Source organism: Streptosporangium nanhuense (assembly GCF_059358815.1).
In genome coordinates this window covers 396,471-419,971 of the sequence record NZ_JCADBG010000001.1, presented here as the reverse complement: position 1 = coordinate 419,971, position 23,501 = coordinate 396,471, and the positions used below count along the sequence as shown (strand labels likewise).

Sequence of the window (23,501 nt, the reverse complement as noted above, 5' to 3'; positions counted from 1 at the left end):
TCGATCCCAGCGAAAACCATGATCGATTCCTATTGCTGTAGAAATGACGTGATATAGGCGTATTAGCTTCCCGAGTTGTTCACCAACTTGTCGCCCGCGACCCGGTTTCGCCCCCCTACCATCTCCCTGCGGCGGTCAAGCGCGAGGAAACGGGGAGCAGTTGCGGGACAGATCAAAGCCGCCCGGCGTCGGTGCGGTCATCGGCTGGACGGCACTGGCCGCCATCGTCCCGGGCGCCGCGCACCTGCGCGCCGGATGGCGCAGGACGGGACTGGCGATCCTGTGCACGTACACGGCGCTGCTGCTCGCCCTGCTCTGGGTCGTGCTCACCTCCTCCGACCTCTCCGGCCTCCTCGCCGGCCTCGCCGGGCAACTGGTCGCCTCCTCCGGGCTGACCAGCCTCACGGTGGGGGTCTCCCTCGCGCTCGGCGCCGCCTGGTTCGCGCTGGTCGTGCACTCGTTCGTGGTGATGAACCCCGGCACGCTGCCCAGCGTGAAGCAGGCGATCGCCGGAGGGGTGGCGGGAACGCTCGCGGTGGCCTCGCTCCTGCCGTTCGGCCTGGTCGGGCAGTACGTGGCGGTCTCGCAGTCGGCGGTGGACGACATCTTCAGCGCCCCGTCCACCCCGCGGCCCGCGACCGTCGGGGGCGACGGCGAGGAGGACCCGTGGGCGGGCCACTCCCGGGTGAACATCCTGCTGCTCGGCGGCGACGCCGACACCCACCGGGTGGGCGTGCGGACCGACAGCATCAACGTGGCCAGCGTGGACGTCAAGACCGGCAACACCGTGCTGCTGAGCCTGCCGCGCAACCTGGAGAACGTCCGCTTCGTCCCGGGCTCCCCCATGGCGAAACGCTTCCCCACCGGGTTCCGGCTCCCGGCCAACCCCGACGGCTCGCGCGAGGACCTGCTCTTCGCGGTCTGGGAGTACGCCGACTCGCACCCGGAGATCTTCGGGGGCCGCAAGAACCAGGGCACCAAGACGCTCATCGACACGGTCGGCTACACGCTGGGGCTGAAGATCGACTGGTACGCCCTGGTCAACATGTGGGGCTTCGCCCGGCTGATCGACGCGATCGGGGGCGTGACGCTGACGGTCCCCCAGGACGTGGTCTTCGGCAAGTACGACGAGGGCCTGGTCAAGGCGGGAACCCGCAAGCTGCGCGGCGCCGACGCGATGTGGTTCGCCCGCTCGCGCACCAACAGCGACGACTACACCCGGATGGGACGCCAGCGCTGCGTGCTGGGCGCCCTTCTCTCCCAGTCGGACCCGGCGACCGTGCTGTCGCGGTTCAACCAGGTCGCGCTGGCCACCAAGGAACTGCTGCGGACCGACATCCCGCGCCCGATGCTGGAGCACCTGGTCCCGCTGGCGGTGAAGGTCAAGAACGCGAAGGTGACCAGCGTCCAGTTCGTCCCGCCGCTGATCAACACCGGCTACCCCGACTGGACCAAGATCCGCACGGTCACCGCCAAGGCCCTGCGCGCCTCGTCCGTCACCCGGCGCCCCCTCACCGCCACCGCGGCCCCCGCCGCCACCCCCAGGGCCACTCCCAGGGCGACCGCCGGATCCCGGACGCCGGACCCCGCCGCTCCCAAGGGCATCACGGACGGCTGCGGCTGACTCCCCGGGGCGCACGCCTGCGACCTCGGCGGCCGGTGTCCCCGTACCGTCGCGACCGGATCGGCGAGGGTGCCGAGCGGTCCCGCTAGAGCGAGTACGACTCCTTGGACAGGCGGCGGACCCGGTCCTCGTCGATGCGGTGGCCGAGGCCCGCCTGGGTGAGCGGCACCGCCACCACGCCGCCCGAGGCGCCGACCGGCGGGTCGACGATCTGCGCGCTGCGCGGCGGCTCGGCCACGTCACAGGGCAGGCCGCAGCCGGGCAGGCTGGCCGCGGCGACGGTGGCCGCGCGGGCCAGCCCGGTGCCCTTGCCCCCGGCGCAGGCGATCTCCCATCCGGCGCGCACCGCGCGGTCGTGCGCCCGCCGCACCTCGCGCAGGGAACCCAGGACCGCGGGGCGGAGCAGCATCGCCCGGCCCGCCCTCGCGGCGATCGCCTCGTCCAGCTCGGCGGCCGAGGCGACCTCCAGCAGCACCGGGGCGGCGACGCGCTCCTGCAGGTCCGCGTGGTCACCCAGGCTCGCCGGGCCGGTGAAGGGGCGTTCGATGACGGAGAGCGTGTAGGCGTCCAGCGCCTCGAGAGCGTCGACGTCGGTGTAGGCGCCGCGGGCGTCCACGCCGATGCCCAGCGCGGGGTACGCCTGGCGGACGGCGCGCAGCGGCTCGATGTCCCAGCCGGGGTGGACGTCCAGGGTGACGTGGGCGTATCCGGCGCAGACGTGGCGGTTCACCCTCGCGACCAGGCTCTCCAGGTTGCGGTCGGCGGCGATCCTGACGGTGGCCATGAGGGAGGTGCGGGTGCCGCCGAGCGCGTGGGCCAGCGGCACCCCGCGCATCTTCGTCCACAGGTCCCAGCAGGCCATGTCGGCGGCGGACCCTCCGGGAACGGCTCCCAGCTCGTCGGGGTGCTCCCAGTCGACGCCGATCAGCGCCTGCCCGAGCCCCTCCTCCAGCGCGACCCAGGTCTTGGGGTCGGCGTCGACGACCTCTCCCCACCCGGTCATGCCGCCGTAGTCGGTGAGCCGGACGAGGATGCTCTCCGGCCGCCTGCCATAGGGCAGGATCAGCCGAAACACCTCAAGCTCACGGACGCGCGGCATGGACTCCCCTGACCTCTCCGAGCCCGGCGGATCCCGGGCTCCGACGACTTTCCAGGCTCGGGAACCCCGGGCCGTGGAAACGCGAATCCCGCCCGGAGGCGGGACTCCCCCCTCAACACCGCGAAGAACGGCGTTCTTCCCATGGTGCCACGGTGGCCCGTGAACGCCTCCGGCGCGGAGGGGAAATCCGGCGTGAGGGCCCGGAGAGATGAGAAGGACTCACATTCTGGGCAGGACGCGACCGGCGACCAGGGCTCCGGTGGCCGCCATCAGCGCCGCGAGCCCGAAGCAGAGCACGTAGACGGCGGCGGAGGCCCCCAGGGCCGCCAGGAGCGCCCCGGTGATCGCTACCGCGACGACCGTGTAGACCGACTCGGCGACACCGAGCGACGCGCTGTTCTCCCCCTCCTCACCCGGGGGCGACAGCTCCAGGATGAGCACCGACAGGGTCGGGTACACGATGCCCATGCCGAGCCCCAGGGCCATCTCGCCGACGAAGGCGGTGGCCACCGGGACGGCGCCGAAGACGGTCAAGCCCATCAGCGCGAGGCCCACGGCGATCAGCACCGAGCCCGAGCGCAGCACCAGGACCCGGTCGAACCGCCATCGGCCCACCACCCACGAGCCGAACGACCAGCTCAGCGCGCCGCCGGTCAGGGTGAGCCCGGCCATGGTCAGCGACAGGCCGCGCTCCTCGTTGAGCATCAGCGGCAGGAACGCCTCGCCGCCGATGGCCGCGCCCGCCGCGATCCCCCGCAGGGAGATCACCGCGGGCAGGCCGCGGGCCGCGCGCAGGGTTCCCGGGGGAAGAAGCCGGGGCAGTGCCGCCACCAGCATGGCCAGACCGGCGGCGAGCAGGACGAACCCGGTGGCGGACGCCATGCCACCCGACGCCGCGCCGTCCGGCGCCGCGCCGCCGGAGTGCGTGCCACCGGACTGCGTGAGCGCCGACGCGCCGTACTGCATGAGCGCCGCCCCCGCCGCGACGAGCAGCGCCCAGCCCAGCCGGCGCGCGATCGAGGAACGGGCGCCGGGCGACCGCTCCGGTTTCGGCACCGGTCCCGATCCCGATCCCGGCGCCACTCCCGGAGCCCCCGATACCGGCTCCTTCACCGCCCCCGTCACCGGCCCTGTGACCGGCCCTGTCACCGGCCCCGACACCGGCTCTGTCACCGGCTCTGTCACCGGCTCTGTCATGGGCGCGGAGGCCAGCCCGCGCCAGAGCAGCAGCGCCGCCGGGAGGAGGATGCCCGTCACGCCGATGAAGACCCAGCGCCAGCCGGCGTTCTCGACCACGACGCCGGTGATCGCGGGCCCCACCATGGAGGGCACCACCCAGGCGGTCGCGAAGATCGAGAAAACCCGGGGGTGGAGCTCCGCCGGGTAGCACCGCGAGACCAGCACGTACATCGAGACCTGCAACATGCCCGCGCCGAAGCCCTGGACGAACCGGCCCGCGACGAACACGTCCATCGTCGGCGCCGCCCCGGCGACGACCAGCCCGGCGGCGAAGACCGCCACCCCGGTCCAGAGCGGCGCGACCGGCCCCCTGAGGTCGCCCCACCACCCGCCCAGCACCGTCGCGACCACCCCGGCCGCCAGCGCCCCGCTGAACGCCAGCCCGTACAGCGCGTGGCCGTCCAGCTCGTCGGCCACGACCGGCATGGCGGTGGCCACCGCGAGGTACTCGAAGGCCGCCAGGGAGATGAGGGCCACCATCCCGACCGTCAGGGCGCGGTGACTCCGGGCGAATATCCCGGCAGGAGGCTCGTCGGTCATCACGGTAGTCATGGGTCGACGGTACGGCCGGCGCGCACCGGCACGCATCAGGCTTTCCGATCAGCCCTTGGTCGTAGGACCGGCGTCCTGGACGTGGGAGGCCAGGCCCCGCAGGAGCAGGTCGAGCCCGAACACGAACCGGTCCATGTCGCCGCCGTCCATCAAGTTGTCGACCTGGGCGACGATGTTGGGGAACCGGTCGGCGGGCAGGCTGCGGTAGAACGCGCCGATCTGGCCGAAGAAATCGCTCATGAAACTCTCCAGCTCCATGCCGCTCTCGCGCTGCCGGTTGATGTACAGGGAGTTCTCGTAGGCGTCCGAGCAGACGTACAGGCCGAGGCGGTCGATCATCAGGGCGGCGATCCTGGGCGGCACGCCACCGGCGAGCATGATGGCCAGCTGCCCCTCGGCGACCCGCAGCGCGTTGAACCCGGTCGGGATGGTGGCGAGGCCGACCTTGGCGACGTCGGCGTGGGAGGTGAACACCCGGTAGGCGTCGAGGACGAGGTCCCTGATCTGCTCCAGCCAGCGCTCCGGCTCGGGCTCGGGCACCCGGATCTCGCTCATGACCTCGTCGTAGATCAGGTCGAGCAGCTCCTCCTTGTTCGCCACGTGGGCGTAGAGCGAGGCGGGACCGGTGCCGAGCTCCTGGGCGACCCGGCGCATGCTCAGCGCCTCCAGCCCCTCGGCGTCGATGACGCGCAGTCCGGTGGCGACGATGAGATCCCTGCTCAGGACGGTTCGCGGGGCGCTCGCCTTGCGGGTCTTGCGCCACGGCGGGGCGGGGATCTCGGTCACGCGCCGATCCTACACGCGGTGGATCACGCTCACGAACACCGTACTTTAAACGAACAGTGTTCGTTCATAACGAACAATGTACTTGACGCAAACGGTGTTCGTGTATAAAACGGTGTTCGCAATCAACGAACACTGTTCTTCGGTCACCGACGTTCCCGGATCGGATCCCCCATGACAAACACGGTCGAGAACGGCTCTCCGCTCACCGGCGCGGAGCCGTACCGGTGGCGCTGGGCCGCCCTCTTCACGGTCCTCGCCGCCGAGGCGATGGACCTGATGGACGCCATGATCACGATCATCGCGGCGCCGTCCATCCAGAAGGAGCTGGGCGGCTCGTCGAGCATGATCCAGTGGCTCAGCGCCGGATACACCCTGGCGATGGCCGTCGGCCTCGTCACCGGGGGCCGCCTCGGTGACCTCTACGGGCGCAGGCGCATGTTCGTCGCCGGCGCCGCCGGCTTCACCCTGTTCTCGCTGCTGTGCGGCCTGGCCACCTCCCCCGAGATGCTGATCGGCGCGCGGGTGCTGCAGGGCCTGGCCGGGGCGGTGATGGTGCCGCAGGGCCTCGGCGTCATCAAGGAGGTCTTCCCGCCCAGGGAAACGGCCGCCGCGTTCGGCGTGTTCGGCCCGGTCATGGCACTGTCCACGGTGGCGGGCCCCGTCCTCGCGGGCTGGCTCGTCGACGCAGACCTCTTCGGCACCGGATGGCGCATGATCTTCCTGATCAACCTGCCGATCGGCCTGACCGCCCTCCTCTGCGCGCTCCGCTACCTGCCCGCGTCGAAGCCCTCGCGCGCCTCGCGCCTGGACCTGACCGGCACCGGGCTCGTCTCGGCCGCCTCCTTCCTGCTGATCTTCCCCCTGGTCCAGGGCCGCGACCTCGACTGGCCCGCGTGGACCTTCGCCCTGATGGCCGCCTCGATCCCGGTCTTCGCGCTCTTCTGCCTGCACCAGTCCCGCAAGGAGCGCGCGGGCGGCGACCCGCTGGTGGTGATGAGCCTGTTCCGCAAGCGATCCTTCACCGGCGGCCTGCTCACCGGCCTCGTCTTCTTCGCCGGGATGGTCGGCTTCTCCCTGGTGTTCGGCCTCTACACCCAGATCGCCCTGGGCTACGACCCGCTGAAGGCGGGGCTCGCGGGCCTGCCGAACGCCATCGGCACCCTGATCGGCTTCGCCCTCGTCAACGCCTCGGGACTGGCGCGGAAGGTGGGACGCAAACTGATCCACATCGGCGCGGTCGCGATGGCCGGGGGCGTCACGGGGGTCGCCCTCACCCTGAACATCGCCGGCATGGGCGTCACCCCGTGGCAGCTCGCCCCCGCCCTGCTGCTCACCGGCGCCGGGATGAGCCTGATCATGGCGCCGTTCTTCGACATCGTGCTGGCCGCGGTGGACCCCCACGAGTCCGGTTCGGCCTCCGGCACCCTCACCGCCGTCCAGCAACTCGGCGGCGCCCTGGGTACGGCGGCGATCGGGACGCTCTTCTTCGGCCTGGTCAAGCAGGGCCGGAGCCTGGAGGACGCGATGCTGCTCACGATCTGGGTCGAGGTGGGCCTGCTCGCCGTCACCTTCGTGGCCGCCTTCCTCCTCCCCCGGCGGGCGCGGGCCGAGCAGGAGGTCGCGCACTGACACCCACCGGCGAACGGGCGAGCCCGCGGGGGCCCGCCCGTTCGCGGCGTCCCGAGCACCACCGCCCCGGGGGCGACCGGCCCTGCCCCTCGTACGAGAAACGAGACCGCACGAGAGAGCCGGGGCGCATGAGAACCGGACGCCATGGGAGCCAGGCCGCACGAGGCCCGGGTCATGCGAGAAAGGTCCTGCGAGAAAGGTCCTGCGAGAAACAATATTAACGACCGATCGTTCATATTGTTTGCTGGAGTTTCCAGACATGATCGACGGACGGCTCCAGCGTGGGGAGCGCACTCGTCAGGCGGTGCTCGACGCCGCCGTCCAGCTCGCCTCGGTCGAGGGGCTCGACGGTCTGTCGCTCGCCCGGCTGACCGCGACACTCAGCGTCAGCAAGTCCGGACTTAGGCTCGACGCCCGACGCCGGTCACAGGCCCGACGCCGGTCGCGGGCTCGGCACCCGACATCAGTCACAGGCTCAGCGTTCGACGAGGTTCATGTGCGCCTCGCCGTAGCGGTCACCGGCCACGCCCAGCCTGGCGGCCAGGTTGTCCAGGTCGGCCCGCTCGTCCGCGGACAGCCCCACCGCCGTCGCCTCCGCGTTCTCCCGCAGACGCGACAGGCGGCGGGTTCCCGGGATCGGGACGATCCACGGGCGCTGCGCGAGCAGCCATGCCAGGGCGATCTGTCCCGGCGTGGCGCCCTTGGCCTCGGCCAGCAGCCGGACATGATCCACCAGAGGCTGGTTGGCGGGCAGGTGCTCGGCGTCGAAGCGAGGGATCGTGGCCCGGATGTCCCCCTTCTGGAAGGACGTCCCGGGATCCACGGCCCCGGTCAGGAATCCCTTTCCCAGCGGGCTGAACGGCACGAACCCGACCCCCAGCTCCGCGCACGCGGGGAGCACCTCGGGCTCGGGGTCACGGGTCCACAGCGAGTACTCCGACTGCACCGCGGTTACGGGGTACACGGCGTGGGCCCTGCGGAGCGTGGCGGCCCCGACCTCGGACAGGCCGAAGTGCCGGACCTTGCCCGCCCGCACCAGCTCGCCGACCGTGCCCGCGACGTCCTCGATCGGCACGTCCGGGTCCACCCGGTGCTGGTAGAACAGGTCGATCACCTCCACGCCCAGGCGCCGCAGGGAGGCGTCGGCGACCCTCCTGATCCGCTCGGGCCGGGAGTCCAGGCCGACGGACCTGCCGTCCCGGATGTCCCAGCCGAACTTGGTCGCGACCTGCACCCGGTCACGGATCGGGCCGATGGCCTCGCCGACGAGCTCCTCGTTGACATGGGGGCCGTAGACCTCCGCGGTGTCGAGGAACGTCACCCCGGCGTCGACGGCGGACCGGATCACCCCCATCATGTCCTCGCGGGTGCCCGGGTTCGGGCCGTAGCTCTGCGACATGCCCATGCAGCCCAGCCCCAGGGCCGACACCCGCATACCCTGCCCCAACGTCCTGATGTGCACCGCCACCTCCGTGACACGCGGCCGATCTCCGACAGTATCGGCGAGCACCCGAGAACGCGATCACCGGCGTCCCGGCGAGGGCGGGCCCCCGTGGCCCTGCCGCCCTCGCCGGGACGGGATCAGGTGGCGGTGCGCTCCAGCTCGCGCTCGGCCCACTGGCCGATGTCGCGGCGCTCGATCGCCGCGGCCATCAGGTCGGGGAAGGCGTCGGGGGTGCAGGCGAAGGCGGGCACCCCCATGGCCGCGAGCGCCGCGGCGTTGTCGTGGTCGTAGAAGGGCGCGCCCTCGTCGGAGAGCGCGAGCAGCACGATCACCTGGACACCGGCCGCGGTCATCTGGGCGACCCTGCGGAGCATCTCCTCCCGCACACCGCCCTCGTAGAGGTCGCTGATCAGGATGAAGATCGAGTCGTTGGGGCGGGTGATGAGCCCCTGGCTGTAGGCGATGGCCCGGTTGATGTCGGTGCCGCCGCCGAGCTGGGTGCCGAACAGCAGCTCCACCGGGTCGTGGAGCTGGTCGGTGAGGTCGACGACCGCCGTGTCGAAGACGACCAGCGAGGTCCGCAGCGAGCTCATCGAGGCGAGCACCGCGCCGAAGACGCTCGAGTAGACGACGGAGGCGGCCATCGACCCGCTCTGGTCGATGCAGAGCACGACCTCGCGCTGGACCGCCCGCTGCCGCCTGCCGTACCCGACCAGCCTGGACGGGATCACCGTGTTGCGTTCGGGCAGGTAGTTCTTCAGGTTGGCCCGGATCGTGCGGTCCCAGTCGATGTCGGCGACCCGCTTGGGCCGGTGGGTCCTGGCCGAGCGGTCCAGGGCACCGGTCACGGCGGCCTTCGTCTTCTGTACGAGTTTGCGCTCCAGCTCGGAGACGACCTTGCGCACCAGCGCCCTGGCCGACTCGCGCGCCTTCTCGGGCATCACCCGGTTGAGCGACAGGAGCGTGCCGACCATGTGGACGTCCGGCTCGACGGCGTCCAGCATCTCCGGTTCCATCAGCAACCGGGTCAGGTTCAGCCGTGCGACGGCGTCCTTCTGCATGACCTGGACGACGGTCGAGGGGAAGTAGGAGCGGATGTCGCCCAGCCAGCGCGCCACCCTGGGCGCGGAGGCACCCAGGCCCGCGCTTCGCTCGGTGGAGCCCTCGCCGCCGTTGTACAGCGCGGCCAGCGCGCCGTCCATCTGGGCGTCGGTCCCGGTCAGCGAGCACCCGGTGCCGTCGGCGTCCCCGCCCAGGACCATCCGCCAGCGGCGGAGCCTCTCATCCATCGGCGCTGCCCGTCCTTCCAGAAGTCGTCGGCCCTGAAATCGTCGGCCCCAGAATCGCCAGCACGGTCCGCACGGCCGCCGCCGCGCGCCCCTCGTCGACGTCCTCCGCGTCCCGCGCCGGGCCGCCGGTGCCCGCCGCCCCCAGGGAGCGGACGCGCGAGCCGATCGAGCGCCGCTCCGGGGCGGCGAAGGCACCGAACGTCCTTCGGAGCAGGGGCAGCACGTCGACGAAGGTCTCCGGGGCGAGCCCGGTGAGCCACTCGTCGACCAGCCCGAGCAGCCGGGGATCGTGCACGAGAAGCAGCCCGCCCCCGGACAGGAACCCCTCGATCCAGGCGGCGGCCCTGGCCGGCGGGTGCCCCGCCGACATCGCCCGCGACATCCGCCGCCCCACCTCGGCCGTGTCGAGGTCGGCGGCGTCCAGCAGGATCCTGGTGAGCCGCCCTTCGATGAGCCCGTGCAGGTCGGCCCGGCCCGAGGCCCCGCGCAGCGCCACCAGCCACCGGTCCTGCGGCGTCTCCTCCCCGGAGCCGTCCTGGCGGGCGGGTCCGGTGTCGAGCAGGGCGACGGCGGCGTGGACGGCGTCGACGTGACGGATCAGGTCGCGGGCCGCGTCGTCGTCGAGGCCGGTGACGGCTCCGCCGAGGCCGACGCAGATCCTGGTGAGCATGGCCTCGACGATGGTGACCAGGCCGGTGGCGGGGGTGCCGCGCACGTCGCCGTAGCGCTGGGCGCGGACCATCGCGGGAAGCGCGGCCATCAGGTGCGTGACGTCGCCGTCGAGCGCGGCCCGCGCCGACAGGGTGTCGAGCACGTACGGCAGCGCCTCCGGCAGGTCGGCGAGCAGGCAGCGCTCCACCAGGCCGGTGAGCCCGGCCAGCGTGACCCCGCCGGACGCGCCACCGGCTCCCCCGGGACCGGCCGTTCCCGGGCCGGACGCTCCGCGGCGGGTGGCCGGGCCGGTCGCCGCTCCCCCGTCGGCGAGGTCGCGGACGCGGGCGGCGGCCGCCGCGGGGACGGTCGTGCCCCAGGCGCCCGCCTCGATCAGGTCGATGTCGAACTCGGGCCGCCAGGCGAGCGACCACGACTCGCGGAAGGTGCCCTTGCCCCGGCTCTCGCGGGGAGTGCCCCAGTCGACGCCGAGCAGGCGCAGCCGGTGCAGCAGCCTGCTGCGCTCCAGGTCGAGGGGCTTGCGCAGGTCGAGGTCGTACTCCCGGTCGAGCGCCTCGGGCTTGAGCTTCACCCGGCGCTGCTCCTCGCGCAGGTGGCGCTGGAGCGGGACCATCGGGGTGGCGTCGGGCACCTGGCCGAGCCGCTCCCCCACGACCATGCGCCGCTGGATCAGCTCCACCGGCAGGTCGTCGCCCTCGCACAGCACGGCCCTGACCGCCTCGGTCACCTCCGCCAGCCCGGCCAGCGGCCGTCCCCTGAGCACGGCCAGGCTCTCCGCGAGCCGCACCGCCTCGATGACGTGCGCGGAGGAGACCGGCAGGTCCTCCTCGCGGAGCACCCCGGCCGCCCCGGTCAGCCACCGCTCGACCGGCCGGTCGGGGGAGGCGAACAGGTGGTGGTACCAGCCCGGGGAGGTCACCCCCGCGCCGTAACCGCTCCAGGCCGCCAGCCGCCCGTACGTCCACGGCACCCAGGTCATCTCGGCCTTGACCTTGGGCAGCCCCCTGAGCAGCGCGTCGTCGGCCTTCACGGTGGGCAGCCCGGCTCCCCAGGGCGCGCCCTCGCGCGCCGTGCCCGCCAGCGCGGGGACGTGCCAGGCCCCGCAGACCACGACGATCCGCTCGAACCCGTCCTTGACCGCCCTGCGGATCGTGCGCCGCATGAAGGCCTCGCGCCGCGCCTCGTACTCGTCGGCGACGTGCCCCTCGCGGACGGCCTCCATGGCCTGGGCGATCATGTGGAACGGGGTGTCGCCCCGGTGCTCGACCGCGTCCTCCCACCACCGCTCCGGGTCGTCGTACCCGGCGGCGCGGGCGAGAGCCCCGATCGGATCGATCCGTAGGGCCTCCGGGGCGGCGTCGTCCGGCTCGCCCTCCTTCTCACCGTCGGTGGCCTCGTCCTGGGAGCCGGGGACCTTCGCGTGCGGTCCCCGCTCCCCGGCACCCTGCGGCGCCTCCCCCTCGGAGGGCGCCGCAGGCCCGTCGCCCGTCTCTCCCGGCTCGGGGCGACCGTCCGCGCCGGCACGTGAGGCGAGGCTGTGCACGGCCGGCAGGTCGCAGAACCGGACCGGGACGCCCGCCGCGACGGCGTGACGGATCGCCTGCCACTCGGGCGAGAACACCGCGAACGGCCAGAAGGCGGCCGTGGACGGCTCCCCCGGCACGTGGGCGAGCAACGCGACCGGCGGCCGGAGGTCGGGGTCACCGGCCAGCGTGACCAGCTCGTCGGCCTCGGGCGGGCCCTCGATGAGCACGACGTCCGGCTTGAGGCGTTCGAGCTCGTCGCGCAGGGACCGCGCCGATCCCGGTCCGTGGTGCCGGATGCCCAGCACGGAGACGCTCATCGCCACCCCCCACCGGGCCGGGGAGCCGCCACCGGCGGCACCGGCGACGCGGGAGCCGGAACCGCGAGGGCCGGGAGCACGGAGGCTCGAAGCGTCGGAGCCGGGACCGTGGAAACCGGAGCCGCCGGGCCCGGGAACGCGGGAGCCGAGAGCACGGAGGCTCGAAGCGCGGGAGCCGGGAACGCGGAGACCTGAGCCGCCGGGAGCGTGCCCCGCAAGGGGGTCGTCGCCTCAGCCCGCGTCACGGCAGGCCCGGTAGAAGTCGCGCCAGTCCTGGCGCTCGCGCACCACGGTCTCCAGGTATTCGCGCCAGACGACGCGGTCGGAGACCGGGTCCTGGATCACCGCGCCGACGATGCCGGCCGCCACGTCGGAGGGGCGGAGCACCCCGTCACCGAAGTGCGCGGCCAGGGCGATGCCGTTGGTGAGGACGGAGATGGCCTCGGCGGTGCTGAGCGTCCCGCTGGGAGACTTGATCTTGGTGCGGCCGTCCTCGGTGGCGCCGGTGCGCAGCTCCCTGAAGACCGTGACGACGCGGCGGATCTCCTCCAGGCCGGTGAGGGTCTCGGGCAGCTCCAGGGAGCGGCCGAGCTGGCCGACCCGCCGGGAGACGATGTCCACCTCCTCCTCCGCGGTGGCGGGGACCGGCAGCACGACGGTGTTGAACCGGCGGCGCAGCGCGCTCGACAGGTCGTTGACGCCGCGGTCGCGGTCGTTGGCGGTGGCGATGATGTTGAAACCGCGCGCGGCCTGGACCTCCCGGTTGAGCTCGGGGATCGGCAGCGTCTTCTCCGACAGCACGGTGATCAGCGCGTCCTGGACGTCGGAGGGCATGCGGGTCAGCTCCTCCACGCGGGCGAGCCGCCCCTCGGCCATCGCCCGCATCACCGGGCTCGGCGTGAGCGCCTCCATGGACGGGCCCTCGGCCAGCAGCTTGGCGTAGTTCCAGCCGTAGCGGACGGCCTCCTCGGCGGTGCCGGCCGTCCCCTGCACCAGGAGGGTGGAGTCACCGCTGATCGCGGCGGCCAGGTGCTCGGACAGCCAGGTCTTGGCGGTGCCGGGCACGCCGAGCAGCAGCAGCGCGCGGTCGGTGGCCAGCGTCGCCACGGCCACCTCGACGATGCGCCGCGGCCCGATGTACTTGGGGGTGATCTGGTCCCCGTCGCCGAGGATGTAGGCGGTCACCGCCCACGGCGACAGCTTCCACCCCGGCGGGCGGGTGCGATCGTCGCCCTTGGCCAGGATCGCCAGCTCCTCGGCGTACTGGTCTTCGGCGTGGGCCCGCAGAACCGTTGTCACTACGTGAGCTCCTTCGACATGTCGTCACGGAAACGCAGGAGGGCGGTGACCTCCTGGATGGGGGGCTCCGGCGAGAGCCGTCCGGCCAGGCCGTGCAGGGCGGGGTCGATGCGTTCGCCGGCGAGCTTGACCAGCTCGCCGAGGTTCCACGGATGGGTGCCGGAGACATCGATGATCTTCTGGAGGACGGCCCTGGCGAGGGTGGGCCCCCACGGGGCCGCGGCCCCGCCGAGAACCATGATCAGCTGACCGTCCAGGCCGTGCCACCGGACGAAGTCGGCGGCGACGACCTCCTGCTTGTCGCGGGGCAGCGCGGCCAGCAGGTCGGCGAGCGGGTCCCAGGTGAAGAGCTCCAGCGCCCACTCCGGATCACCCTGGAGGACGGCGGCCCTGACCCAGCCGGCCATGACCTCGCGACCCCAGTCGACGATCTTCAACCGGACGAGCTCGCCGGGCGGCCGGCCGAGCAGCGAGGGCCAGACCCCGAGCGGGGTGCGGGCCACGGTCTGCTGCAGCCACCAGCTCCGCTCGCCGATCCCCCGGGGCGCCTTGGCCCGGACGCCGTCGCGCTCCAGGGCGCTGTCGCAGGCCACCGGCGGGTCGACGTGGATCTCGTCGCCGACGACGGTGACGTACCGGGCGGCCCGCTCGGCCATCCGCAGGGCCAGGCGCGATCCGGGCAGCCGGGTGAGCAGGTCGGCGGCCTGGTGGCGGACCTCGCGGCGGCGGTCGTCGAGCGCGGCCTCCAGGAACGGCTCGTCGTCGGGCGAGAGCCCGGTGGCGAGGACCTCCAGGAACGCCGCCCTGTCGTCGGGGGTCTCCTTCTCCCAGGTGGCGGCGAGCAGCTCCCTGGCCCCGGCCGGGTCGGCCGCCCGCAGCGCGCCCAGGTGGACGCGGCGGTCGCCCGAGGTGCCGAACTCCCAGGTCTGGGAGGCCCCGCCGGATCCGGTGGCGGCGATCCCGGTGACCTCCTCCAGCAGGAAGCCCCACGCCGGATTCAGCCCCGCCAGCCAGCGTCCACGGTTTCCGGCCAGCACACCGAGGTGCGGGCGGATCGACCGGTCCTTGGCCGCGTGGTCGAGAAGCTCGGGCAGCAGGTGCGGCGAGAGGCGGTATCCGCGCGCGGCCGCGGTCTCCAGCCACTCGGTGAGCAGCCTCGGCTGCTCACCGCCGAGGATGCGGGCGAGCCGGTCGCCCGCGGCGCGCGAGACCACGGGCTGCTCCTCGGGCGCCGCGACGGCCGGCGGCTCACCCGCGGCGACCGGCCTGCGCCCGGCGCGCGCCCGCAGCGTGTGCACGGCCGCGCGCCCGAGCAGCTCGACCTCGCTCGCCCCCCGGCCGGGCAGCGGGCGCCTGTCGGTCCCGACGAGCGCGGTGGACACCAGGTCCTCCCATTCGGCGGAGGTGTTCACAGGACGATCACCCGGCCTTCCTCGTCCCAGGTCGTGAGGGGACGCAGCCCTCTCGGGGTCCATTCGGCGGCGACGGTCAGCGGGTGACCGCCGGAGGTGGCGACCAGCCGCCACGGGGTGCCCGCGGACGGGTGGAGCGGCAGCCCGCCACCGGACCCGGCCAGGAGCCGCGAACCGCTCCCCGCGGGAGTCACCCCCTCCAGCACGAGCGGCCAGGAGTCGAGCCAGGGATCGCCGGCCAGGGCCTCGGCCACCTCGTCGAGGGCCTGCTCGACGGTCGAGCCGGGCGGCGGGCCGGTCGTGGCGGAACGGTGGCGGGCGGTGTCGACAGCGTTCCGCCCGTCCCGTACGGCGCCGGCGGGCGCATCCCCGGCGAGGTCACCCAGAACCGGGCCGTCCGGCGCGGAGCCATCCGGCGCGGAGCCGTCGTGAGCGGCGTCGTGACGGACCGGGCCGCCGCGAGCGGGGTCGTGACGGGCCGCGACCACCGCGCGCAGCGGGGCCGAGCCGGGATAGAACGCCAGGTCGGCGTCGATGGTCGTGCCGGTGACGAGCGAGGCGTCGAGGGCCTGCCCGACCGGCGCGAACGAGAGCACCAGCGCCGCCCGGCCCGTCGCGCGCCCGCGAAGCCAGACCCGGCGCGCGATCAGCCGGTCGTGCTCCTCGTCGCGCCGTCCCAGCACGTCCCACAGGTCGCGGACGGCACCGCGGGCCAGCACCTCCTCCTTCGTCACCGGGAAGCCGACCCGGTCGCGCACCCTTTCGAGAAGCCCGGCGGGAGCCGCGTCCCGGAAGGTCACCCCGCCCGAGCCACCGGGGTCGGCGGGGCCGGCGGAGTCACCGGCCCCGGCCCCGTCGCCGTCCGGGGCGGAAAGACGCCGGTGGGCCACGCAGAGCAGGTGCAGCAGCGCGTACTCACCGAGCAGGCGAGCGGGCCAGTCGTCGCCGTCCAGCACGGCGCCGAGGCGCGACAGCGAGCCCGCGACGGCGGGCGCCTGGGCGTCGATCAGGCGTTTGACCAGGTCGTCCCACTGGTCGTGGCGCCGCGAACCGGCGATGCCCTGCCTGATCTGGTCGGCGAGCCAGCGCTCCAGGTCCGACAGCCCGGTGGTCACCCGCTGCTCGCGCAGCGCGGCCCTGCGGCCGTCCGCGGAACCGGCACCAGCACCGGCACCGGGCTCGGCGGCCGCGGCCGCGCGGGCCGCTCCCGCCTCCGCGGCCTTGGCCGCGCGGCCGCGCCGCCCGTCGAGCCACTCGCCCACCCAGTCGGCGGGCTCCTCGGCCGCGGGGACACCGTCGGCCGACCACAGGAGCAGCAGGCCGAGAGCGTGTTTGCAGGGGAACTTCCTGCTGGGGCAGCTGCATCGGTACGCGGGCTCGGACAGGTCGACACACGCCCGGTAGGGTTTGGAGCCGCTGCCCGCGCACTCGCCCCACACCGCGTCGGCGGTGGCTCCCGACCCCGACCACTTGCCGGGGGAGGAGACTCCCTTGGCCGCTTTCTGGGACGAGGCGTCGGGCGCGAGCGCCAGCACCTGATCCCGGTTCCACCGTTCGATCACGGACTGAACCTAGCCAACCCCGCCGACAAATCCGGACCCGTCCGCAACGGCCGCCCCAGGGCACGTCCGCCGGACCGGGGTCCCTAGAATCGGTGCGGTGACGACCCCTTCGCGCCCTCCGCTCGCCGAGGCCCTCGACCTGCTGCCGCACCCCGAGGGCGGCTGGTTCCGCGAGACCTGGAGGACCTCCGTCGACCTCGCTCCTCCCGGATACTCCGGCACCCGGGCAACCGCCACCGGGATCTACTTCCTGCTGGAGCCCGGCGAGGAGTCGCGCCCGCACGTGGTCGCCTCCGACGAGGTCTGGTTCTGGCACCGGGGCGGCCCGCTGACGCTGATCCTCGGCGGTCACGAGGGCCACCCGCAGAGCACCGTGACCCTGGGGCCGCTGGTGGAGGAGGGGCAGGTCCTCCAGGCCCTGGTGCCCGGCGGCACCTGGCAGGCCGCCCGCCCGGCCGGCGACGAGGGCGTGCTGGTGAGCTGCGTCGTGTCCCCCGGCTTCGACTTCGCCGACTTCCGCATGATCTGACGGACGACGCGACGGACGACACGGAAGAGCACGACAGGACGACACGACAGGGCGCGACGGAGAACGGGGCGGACGGGCCTTCGATCCGCTCGTCGTGACGCCCTCCCGGGCGATGTGACGGTCTCCTCCGGCGCGGGGAGAATGCGGTCAAAGGTTCACACCCGGGAGGTCAAAGGTGACCAGCGAGATCGTCTCCGTCATCGGCGGAAAAGAAACGTCCAACGGCACGGCCTACGAGTCGGTCAACCCGGCTCGCTTGGACGAGGTGGTCGCGCGGGTCCGGCTGGCGGACGCGAGCACGTTCTCCTCGGCGTGCCGTACGGCCGCCGCCGCGCAACGGGAGTGGGCGCGCGTCCCCGCGCCCGTCCGGGGACGGGTGATCGCCTCGATCGGACGCCTGGTGGAGGCCAACGCCGAGGAGCTGGCCCGCCTGGTCACCCGCGAGATCGGCAAGCCGTACGCCGAGGCGCTGGGCGAGGTGCGCGAGATCGTCGACACGTGCGACTTCTTCCTCGGCGAGGGCAGGCGGCTGTACGGGCAGACGGTCCCCTCGGAGATGCCGGACAAGAACCTGTTCACCTTCCGGGTCCCGGTGGGGACGGCCGCGGTGATCACCGCGGGCAACTTCCCGGTCGCGGTGCCGTCGTGGTACCTCGTCCCGGCGCTGCTGTGCGGTAACGCGGTGGTGTGGAAGCCCGCCGAGTACGCGGCGGCCTCCGCGCACGCGCTCCACCGGCTGTTCGTCGCGGCCGGACTGCCCGACGGCGTGCTGAACCTGGTCCTCGCCGACGGCGCCGCGACGTTCGAGGGACTGGAGGCGGCGCTGGCCGAGGGCACGGTGCACAAGGTCGGGTTCACCGGCTCCACCGAGGTGGGCCGCCGCGTCGGCGAGCTGTGCGGGCGCCACCTGCAGTCTCCCTGCCTGGAGCTGGGCGGCAAGAACCCGATGGTGGTCATGCCCGACGCCGACCTCGACCTGGCCGTGGAGGGCGCGCTGTTCGCGGGCTTCGGCACCGCCGGGCAGCGGTGCACGTCGCTCGGCACGGTGATCGTGCACGAGAGCGTCCACGACGAGTTCCTCCGCCGCTACGTGCACGCCCTGGCCGAAGCCGTGGTCGGCGACCCCGCGGGGGACGTGCTGTGCGGGCCGCTGCTGGACCGGAGGTTCGCCACGCGCTACGAGGAGTATCTGGGCTGGATCCAGCCGCACCACACGGTCGTCTCCGGCCCTGCCGGGCGCATCACCCCCGACAGCCGGCGCGGCGATTTCACCGGGGAGGGCGGCCTCTACTACCACCCGGTGGTCGTGGACGGCGTCCGCCCCGGCGACCGGCTCTTCCTTGAGGAGACCTTCGGCCCCATCGTCGGCGTGACGTCCTTCCGCACGCTGGACGAGGCCGTCGACCTGGCCAACCTCCCCGGTTACGGGCTCTCCTCCTCCATCTACACCACCGACCCGGCGTCGGCCTTCCGCTTCCGCGAGGGCATCGGCGCGGGCATGGTCAGCGTCAACAACTCCACCTCCGGCGCGGAGGCCCACCTGCCCTTCGGCGGCAACGGCAAGTCGGGCAACGGCAGCCGCCAGTCGGGGATGTGGGTCCTCGACCAGTTCACCCGCTGGCAGGCGATGAACTGGGACCACTCGGGAAGGCTCCAGAAGGCCCAGATGGACGTCGCCGAGATCGTCCCCGACCTGGACTTCCGTCTCTGACGTCTCCGACGCCCCGACACAACCTGACATAACTCGACATACCCGACTTCGCCCGGTGCCGGCCCGACCTGCCGGTACCGGCCCGTCGCGCGCCCGGACACCCCCTGCCGACGGTTCCCGCCCAACCCATGACGACCATATAGTGAGACTATTATTCTTGAAATGTGAGACCCGTGTTATGGTCCGACCAGCGTGACGACAACGGGGAGGACCTCATGACCGGCAAGGACGCCGTCTACACGCACGGGCACCACGAGTCCGTGCTCAGATCGCACAGGTGGCGTACGGCGGAGAACTCCGCGGCCCACCTCCTGCCGCACCTGAGGCCGGGCATGACGCTGCTGGACGTGGGCTGCGGGCCGGGCACCATCACCGCCGACCTGGCGGAGCGGGTCGCGCCCGGCGCGGTCACCGCGGTCGAGATCACCGAGGAGGCCCTCGGGCTCGCCCGCGCGGAGGCGGAGCGGCGCGGGCGCTCCGACATCGCGTTCGCCGTGGCGGACGTGCACGCGCTGGAGTTCCCCGACGACACCTTCGACGTCGTCCACGCCCACCAGGTGCTGCAGCACGTCGGCGACCCGGTCCGGGCGCTGCGCGAGATGCGGCGGGTCTGCCGGCCGGGCGGGGTCGTCGCGGTGCGCGACAGCGACTACGCCTCGTTCGCCTGGTTCCCCGAGACACCCGAGCTGGACGCGTGGATGGACCTGTACCAGAAGGTGGCGAGGGCCAACGGCGGCGAACCCGACGCGGGGCGGCGGCTGCTGTCGTGGGCGCACGCGGCGGGGTTCACCGACGTGACGGCCACCTCCTCGACCTGGTGCTTCGCCACCCCCGACGACCGCGCGTGGTGGGGCGGCATGTGGGCCGAGCGCATCCTGAAGTCCGACATGGCCGGCCAGGCACTCGCCTCGGGCGCCGCCACCGAGGAGGACCTGCGCCGCGTCTCGGAGGGCTGGCGGGCCTGGGTCGGGGAGCCGGACGGCTGGCTGTCACTGCTGCACGGCGAGCTGATCTGCCGCGTCTGACGACCTCCGGGCGGGCTTCGGGCGGGCTTCGGGCCTCACGGGCTCGCCGTCCCGGTTCCCCGCGGGGAGGGCTCGGGACGCCTCCGGGGAGGCGTCCCGAGGGAGGGTCAGGGTTGCTGGGTGATCTTGACGTCGTCGATCCCGGCCTCGACCAGGGAGGCGCCGGAGGCGTCACCGGCCTCGATCAGGATCCGGACGCTCTGCCCCGCGAAGGCGGAGAGGTTGGCCGTGGCCGTGGCCCAGGCGCCGTTGCGGTTGGAGGCCGCGCCGAGTTGCTGGAACACCTGGGTGGTGGTGGAGCCGACGACCTTCACGCGGAGGAAGTCGGCGTTGGAGGCGTTGGAACCGTGCGCCAGGTACCACGACAGCGACAGGTTCAGCGTCCCGGTCGACGGCAGGGTGATGGCCGGTGACCGGATGCTGGTGATGCCTGCGTCGATGTCGTAGTCGCCCGCCGCGCTGCCCGCGAGCCTGCCGGTGACCAGGTCGTTGCTGCCGCTGACGGTGGTGCCGAGCTGCTTGGCGCCGCTGGAGGTGGTGGCCGCCGGGTCACCCCGCTCCCACTGGCCGGAGGTGGCGGTGTCGGTGCCCGAGGGGTTGGCCGTCCAGCCGGTCGCCGTCTCGAAGTCGTCGGAGTAGACCGTCACCGGCGGGGTGCCGGTGCCGCAGTACTGCGACTCCTTGCCGATGATCCGGTAGACGCAGTCGGCGTACTCCAGGAAGCGCAGCGTGGCCTCCCGGTTGCGGGTGGTCTGCGGGACGATCTGCTCGTCGGGCGGGTAGAAGCCCGGCGAGGAGCCGACCGGGTACATCTCGAAGGTGTAGCTGAAGATCTTGTAGACGCCCCACAGCCAGTCGTCGATCGTGCCGTCGGTGATGTAGAGGTCGCTGGCCTGCTGGGGGGTGTAGTTGTTGGTGGAGGCCATGTTCTGGCCCAGGGTCGCGTGGGCGTCGCGGTCGTCCTGGGTCAGGCCCGGGGCGGTGTCGTTGAAGGTGTAGCCGTACGGCCACAGGATCAGCTCGCCGTAGGTGTGCCAGTCGATGTGCGCCTTGATCTGCTGCACGCCGCCGACGACCCGGCTGCGCACCCAGTTGGCCACCGCCCTGACCTCGGGGGCCGACTCCGCCGCCGAGCCCCGGTAGGTGTCGCTGGAGGCCGAGCCGGAGGAGCCGCCGCAGCAGCCCCAGTTGTGGCCCCAGTTGCGGTTCATGTCGGTGCCCACGGCCGAGGAGCCGGAGTTGGGCTGGCGGTTCTTGCGCCAGGAGCGGTAGGAGCCCGTGGCGATGTCGTACTCGCCGCCGTCGGGGTTGAGGTCCGGCATGATCCAGATCTCGCGGCCGTTGACCAGGTTGGCGACGCGGCTGTCGGTGGTGTACCCGTCGGTGAAGAGGTTGAGCAGGTAGATGGCCATCTCGACGGTCAGGTGCTCGCGGGCGTGCTGGTGGTGGGTGAACAGCACCTCGGGTTCGTTCTCGTCGGTGGCGACGTTGTCACTGATCTTGACGGCGATCAGGTCGCGCCCCTCGTACGAGGTGCCGTAACTGATCTTGCGGGCGATCGTCGGGTGGTCGGCGACGATCTGGTTCACCGCGGCGGTCATCTCGGCGTAGTTGTGGTAGCCGGAGTCCGCCGGCGGGAAGTCGGCGCGTCGCTCGGGCCCGGTCGGGGATAACGACTTGGGGATCCTCGTGACGGAGTAGCCGAGCTTCTTGATCGCGGCGACCTCGTCCTCGTTGGCGGTGATCACGACCGAGTCGGGGTCGACCTGGTCGATCGCGGCACCGGTGGCGGCCACCGCGCTTCGCTGCTGGGCGGTGCTCGGCCCCTGGACCTTGTACTGATTGTTCGGTTGTGGCTCGGCCGAGGCTCCCGCCCCGGTCACACCGAGACACAACAGCGCCAGGGCGACGAACACCACGATCAGACGGCGTCTCACCTGCGTCCTCCTCAGGCACGCACTCTAGGGTTTTGTCGCGCGCCTCCACCGAGAGTCAAACAGCGGCGTTGATTAGCAAAGGCCCAAATTTTGGAGGCGGCGGGAACTCGGCGTCACGACCGGACACGGGCGGGGCGAGAGCGAGACCGGACTCAGAAGGCGACCTCGAACCACAGGGTCCTGGCCCCCTCGGGGGCGTCGTCCTGGATGCCCCAGCTGTCGGCGAGCAGGTCCACCAGGAACATGCCCCGCCCGCCCTCCGCCTCCGGGTCGTTGCGCACGTGCGGCGCCGACGCGCCGGATCCGGCGTCGCAGACCTCGACCAGCACCGCGGCCGACCCCACCGCCACCGTCATCGCGACCTCGCCGCCCTCTCCGGAACCGGAGTGGAGCACCGAGTTGGTCACCACCTCGCTCACCAGGAGGACGACGTCGTCGGACGCGGGATGCCCCTCACCGAGCAGCTCCCTGACCCGGCTCCGCGCCACCGACACCGACTCCGGAACCCCCTTGAGGGTCACCGTTGATCGAGGTGAGACGGCCCGCCGTCCGGTCGTCATGGTTGACCTCACTCCCTGACACGCATATTCCATGCACATCGCCCTGTGAGATGGCACACTCACTCACGGTGAACTGTTCTATCAAGGACTGCAATACCTCATGTTGGGATTCCGCAGATTTGCTATCAAAGGACGGAGGGAGGTAGATGCGTGGCTTCTCGACGCAGCCCCACGGCCCGTCATCGCCGTCTGATGGCTGAACTGAGCCGTCTGCGAAAGGACAGCGGGCTGACGCGGGTGGAGGTGGCCGAGCGGATCGGCTCCACCGACACCACCGTCTGGAGGTACGAGACGGGCCTGTCCCGGCCTCGCCCCTCGGACGTGTCGGCCCTCACCGATGTGTACGGCGTGACCGGGGAGGCTCGAGACTCCCTGATCCAGATGGCCGTCGAAGCCAGGAGGCGGGGCTGGTGGCACCCCCACCGCGAGACCCTGAAACCCGGTTTCGACTCCTACATCGGGCTTGAGGCGGAGGCGTCGCTCGTGCGCTCGTACGAGCCGCTGGTCGTCCCCGGCCTGATGCAGACCGAACCGTACGCACGCGCGGTGACCGAGGCGACCTCGATTGCACAGACCCCCTCCAAGGTCGAGGAGACGGTCTCCGTGCGCATCTCGCGTCAGCGGTTGCTGCACGGACCCGGTGACCCGATCCACCTCGTCGCCGTGCTCGACGAAGCGGTGATCCGGCGTCGGATCGGCGGACGCGACATCATGTCGGAGCAGCTGGAGCACCTCGTCCACCTCGGCGGGCTGCCCAACGTGGAGATACGGGTCGTCCCGTTCTCCGCGGGGGCCCATCCCGCGATGGACGGCCAGTTCTGCCTGCTCAGCTTCCCCGAACCCGAGGCTCCCGACCTGCTCTACCTGGAGCAGGCCGCGAGCGGGAGCGTGCCGGACGACCCCGAGCAAGTATGCCGATACGCCTCCATGTTCGAGAGCCTCTGCGCCATGGCTCTCAGTCAGGAGGCCTCGGCGGCCTTCATCGCTCAGATGGCGAGAAGGTTCTCCTCCCCCTAGCTGTAGAAGGAAGAAAAAGTGCGAGGGTCCACGATGGATCTGTCCGGCGCCCAGTGGCGCAAGAGCGGCCGCAGCACCAACGGAGGCAACTGCGTGGAGGTGGCGGTCGTCCCCGGTGACCCTGTGGTCGCCAGGCACAAGGCGGACGCCGACCAGCTGTATCTCGTCCGCGACTCCAAGGATCCGGGCGGCCCGGCGCTGGCGTTCACCCGGAGCGAGTGGGACGCCTTCGTCGGCGGTGTGAAGGACGGCGAGTTCGACTGACGGACCTC

General features: G+C 72.3%; 18 protein-coding genes. 7 read left to right on the top strand and 11 right to left on the bottom strand.

Going from position 1 to position 23,501, the window contains the following annotated elements:
* Positions 1-160 precede the first annotated feature (160 nt).
* Complete coding sequence (locus AC5L38_RS01730) at positions 161-1,624, top strand: LCP family protein (protein WP_495240943.1); 1,464 nt, start codon at positions 161-163, stop codon at positions 1,622-1,624.
* An 85-nt stretch (positions 1,625-1,709) separates the two neighbouring features.
* On the opposite strand, the gene AC5L38_RS01725 is transcribed toward AC5L38_RS01730, so the two are convergent.
* The 3 genes from AC5L38_RS01725 to AC5L38_RS01715 form a co-directional block, all read right to left on the bottom strand.
* Entirely contained in the window at positions 1,710-2,723 is a 1,014-nt protein-coding gene (locus AC5L38_RS01725; RefSeq protein ID WP_495240942.1) for an enolase C-terminal domain-like protein, read from the bottom strand.
* A gap of 219 nt (positions 2,724-2,942) precedes the next feature.
* Positions 2,943-4,514, bottom strand: coding sequence for an MFS transporter (locus tag AC5L38_RS01720; protein ID WP_495240941.1), 1,572 nt, complete (start codon positions 4,512-4,514; stop codon positions 2,943-2,945).
* A gap of 48 nt (positions 4,515-4,562) precedes the next feature.
* Positions 4,563-5,300 carry a TetR/AcrR family transcriptional regulator C-terminal domain-containing protein gene (locus AC5L38_RS01715; RefSeq protein WP_495240940.1) on the bottom strand — a complete coding sequence of 246 codons (738 nt, stop codon included), beginning with the start codon at positions 5,298-5,300 and terminating at the stop codon, positions 4,563-4,565.
* Between the two features lie 171 nt (positions 5,301-5,471).
* Between AC5L38_RS01715 and AC5L38_RS01710 the strand changes: the two genes are divergently transcribed.
* Positions 5,472-6,929, top strand: coding sequence for an MFS transporter (locus AC5L38_RS01710; RefSeq protein ID WP_495240939.1), 1,458 nt, complete (start codon positions 5,472-5,474; stop codon positions 6,927-6,929).
* A gap of 475 nt (positions 6,930-7,404) precedes the next feature.
* On the opposite strand, the gene AC5L38_RS01705 is transcribed toward AC5L38_RS01710, so the two are convergent.
* From AC5L38_RS01705 to AC5L38_RS01680, 6 genes are all read right to left on the bottom strand, one after another.
* Entirely contained in the window at positions 7,405-8,391 is a 987-nt protein-coding gene (locus AC5L38_RS01705) for an aldo/keto reductase (protein WP_495240938.1), read from the bottom strand.
* Between the two features lie 119 nt (positions 8,392-8,510).
* The gene (locus AC5L38_RS01700) at positions 8,511-9,662 is read right to left on the bottom strand and encodes a VWA domain-containing protein (RefSeq protein WP_495240937.1); all 1,152 of its coding nucleotides are present in this window, start codon (positions 9,660-9,662) and stop codon (positions 8,511-8,513) included.
* Positions 9,655-12,177 carry a DUF5682 family protein gene (locus tag AC5L38_RS01695; RefSeq protein WP_495240936.1) on the bottom strand — a complete coding sequence of 841 codons (2,523 nt, stop codon included), beginning with the start codon at positions 12,175-12,177 and terminating at the stop codon, positions 9,655-9,657. The genes AC5L38_RS01700 and AC5L38_RS01695 overlap by 8 nt, the downstream gene beginning before the upstream one ends.
* 231 nt (positions 12,178-12,408) lie before the next feature.
* Positions 12,409-13,476, bottom strand: coding sequence for an ATP-binding protein (locus AC5L38_RS01690; protein ID WP_495240935.1), 1,068 nt, complete (start codon positions 13,474-13,476; stop codon positions 12,409-12,411).
* Positions 13,476-14,888 carry a DUF5691 domain-containing protein gene (locus tag AC5L38_RS01685; protein WP_495240934.1) on the bottom strand — a complete coding sequence of 471 codons (1,413 nt, stop codon included), beginning with the start codon at positions 14,886-14,888 and terminating at the stop codon, positions 13,476-13,478. Before AC5L38_RS01685 ends, AC5L38_RS01690 begins: the two co-directional genes overlap by 1 nt.
* Positions 14,885-16,450 carry an SWIM zinc finger family protein gene (locus AC5L38_RS01680; protein ID WP_495240933.1) on the bottom strand — a complete coding sequence of 522 codons (1,566 nt, stop codon included), beginning with the start codon at positions 16,448-16,450 and terminating at the stop codon, positions 14,885-14,887. Before AC5L38_RS01680 ends, AC5L38_RS01685 begins: the two co-directional genes overlap by 4 nt.
* A 97-nt stretch (positions 16,451-16,547) precedes the next feature.
* On the opposite strand from AC5L38_RS01680, the gene AC5L38_RS01675 reads away from it, so the two are divergent.
* The 3 genes from AC5L38_RS01675 to AC5L38_RS01665 all read left to right on the top strand — a co-directional run bounded on the left by AC5L38_RS01675 (position 16,548) and on the right by AC5L38_RS01665 (position 19,715).
* Positions 16,548-16,979: a cupin domain-containing protein gene (locus AC5L38_RS01675; protein WP_495240932.1), complete on the top strand. Its 432-nt coding sequence runs from the start codon at positions 16,548-16,550 to the stop codon at positions 16,977-16,979.
* A gap of 175 nt (positions 16,980-17,154) precedes the next feature.
* Positions 17,155-18,690 (top strand): aldehyde dehydrogenase family protein, encoded by a 1,536-nt coding sequence (locus AC5L38_RS01670; RefSeq protein ID WP_495240931.1) that lies wholly within the window; start codon positions 17,155-17,157, stop codon positions 18,688-18,690.
* A 215-nt stretch (positions 18,691-18,905) separates the two neighbouring features.
* Positions 18,906-19,715 (top strand): class I SAM-dependent methyltransferase, encoded by an 810-nt coding sequence (locus AC5L38_RS01665; protein ID WP_495241532.1) that lies wholly within the window; start codon positions 18,906-18,908, stop codon positions 19,713-19,715.
* Between the two features lie 107 nt (positions 19,716-19,822).
* Here the strand turns inward: AC5L38_RS01665 and AC5L38_RS01660 are convergent, their stop codons facing one another.
* Positions 19,823-21,652 carry a M14 family metallopeptidase gene (locus tag AC5L38_RS01660; RefSeq protein ID WP_495240930.1) on the bottom strand — a complete coding sequence of 610 codons (1,830 nt, stop codon included), beginning with the start codon at positions 21,650-21,652 and terminating at the stop codon, positions 19,823-19,825.
* Between the two features lie 152 nt (positions 21,653-21,804).
* Positions 21,805-22,212: an ATP-binding protein gene (locus AC5L38_RS01655; RefSeq protein ID WP_495240929.1), complete on the bottom strand. Its 408-nt coding sequence runs from the start codon at positions 22,210-22,212 to the stop codon at positions 21,805-21,807.
* Positions 22,213-22,404: 192 nt separating this feature from the next.
* Between AC5L38_RS01655 and AC5L38_RS01650 the strand changes: the two genes are divergently transcribed.
* The gene (locus AC5L38_RS01650; protein WP_495240928.1) at positions 22,405-23,229 is read left to right on the top strand and encodes a helix-turn-helix domain-containing protein; all 825 of its coding nucleotides are present in this window, start codon (positions 22,405-22,407) and stop codon (positions 23,227-23,229) included.
* Positions 23,230-23,262: 33 nt separating this feature from the next.
* Positions 23,263-23,493 carry a DUF397 domain-containing protein gene (locus tag AC5L38_RS01645; RefSeq protein WP_362693278.1) on the top strand — a complete coding sequence of 77 codons (231 nt, stop codon included), beginning with the start codon at positions 23,263-23,265 and terminating at the stop codon, positions 23,491-23,493.
* Positions 23,494-23,501 lie beyond the last annotated feature (8 nt).

What these genes read in the sequence shown, in the direction of transcription:
- AC5L38_RS01720 (WP_495240941.1), bottom strand. Translation starts at nt 4,514, where the DNA reads ATGACTACCGTGATGACCGACGAGCCTCCTGCCGGGATATTCGCCCGG.
- AC5L38_RS01725 (WP_495240942.1), bottom strand. Translation starts at nt 2,723, where the DNA reads ATGCCGCGCGTCCGTGAGCTTGAGGTGTTTCGGCTGATCCTGCCCTAT.
- AC5L38_RS01710 (WP_495240939.1), top strand. Translation starts at nt 5,472, where the DNA reads ATGACAAACACGGTCGAGAACGGCTCTCCGCTCACCGGCGCGGAGCCG.
- AC5L38_RS01665 (WP_495241532.1), top strand. Translation starts at nt 18,906, where the DNA reads ATGACCGGCAAGGACGCCGTCTACACGCACGGGCACCACGAGTCCGTG.
- AC5L38_RS01695 (WP_495240936.1), bottom strand. Translation starts at nt 12,177, where the DNA reads ATGAGCGTCTCCGTGCTGGGCATCCGGCACCACGGACCGGGATCGGCG.
- AC5L38_RS01645 (WP_362693278.1), top strand. Translation starts at nt 23,263, where the DNA reads ATGGATCTGTCCGGCGCCCAGTGGCGCAAGAGCGGCCGCAGCACCAAC.
- AC5L38_RS01700 (WP_495240937.1), bottom strand. Translation starts at nt 9,662, where the DNA reads ATGGATGAGAGGCTCCGCCGCTGGCGGATGGTCCTGGGCGGGGACGCC.
- AC5L38_RS01650 (WP_495240928.1), top strand. Translation starts at nt 22,405, where the DNA reads ATGGCTGAACTGAGCCGTCTGCGAAAGGACAGCGGGCTGACGCGGGTG.
- AC5L38_RS01655 (WP_495240929.1), bottom strand. Translation starts at nt 22,212, where the DNA reads ATGACGACCGGACGGCGGGCCGTCTCACCTCGATCAACGGTGACCCTC.